Source organism: Acidovorax sp. KNOB132, assembly GCF_057541515.1.
In genome coordinates this window covers 1-672 of sequence record NZ_BAAJYT010000633.1, presented here as the reverse complement: position 1 = coordinate 672, position 672 = coordinate 1, and the positions used below count along the sequence as shown (strand labels likewise).

Sequence of the window (672 nt, the reverse complement as noted above, 5' to 3'; positions counted from 1 at the left end):
GATGGCGGAGCGGTATGTCCAGGCCGAGCCCGTTCAGAAGCCCGTCACGGTGTTGGGCGGCTGCAATTTCGGCGTGTTGCTGCCTTGGTGGGACATGGGCTGCCGAGGAAGGTGGCGCGCCGGGCAGGCTCCATCGCCCGCTCCAGGGCCTGGCGGATCTCGACCGCCAGCATCGACAGGCGGGCGGTGTCGGAGGGCCAGGCGTTGCGCAGCGCGCGCCAGTAGGTGGGGCCCAGCGGCGAGTCGATGCGGGCGGTCAGCGCATCCTGGAACTGCTGGCGGCGCTGGCGCACGAGGTCGGCGCTGCGCTGGTCGGCATCGACCACGATGAGGCGGGCGAGCTTGAGGTCGGCGTCCACGACGGCGCGCTGCTTGGCCAGTCCGGCCCGCTGCTGCGCCACGTCGGGGGAGTCGGCGGGCGCGCCTTTCTCGGGCGAGGGGCCGAGCCCGGCCAGGCGCGTGTCCAGGTCGGCCAGCTCTTCGGTGCGCTGCGCGACGAGTTGCTCGGCGGCCGTGCCGATGGCATAGACCTCGTTGACGAGCTTGCGGCCGTCGTCGTCCGGATCGAGCTTTTTCGGGACGGCGTCGAGCTGCTTGCGCAGATCATCCACCGAGCGAGGGGCCGGATCGCCGGCCCGGGGGGGGCGTGCGCTGGCGGCCGGGGCCGGGGCG

At 73.4% G+C, this 672-nt stretch carries 1 pseudogene; it reads right to left on the bottom strand.

What is annotated here, in order from left to right:
* Positions 1-98: 98 nt before the first annotated feature.
* A pseudogene (locus tag AC27IO_RS25125) lies at positions 99-672 on the bottom strand (DUF3772 domain-containing protein); the annotation flags it as partial.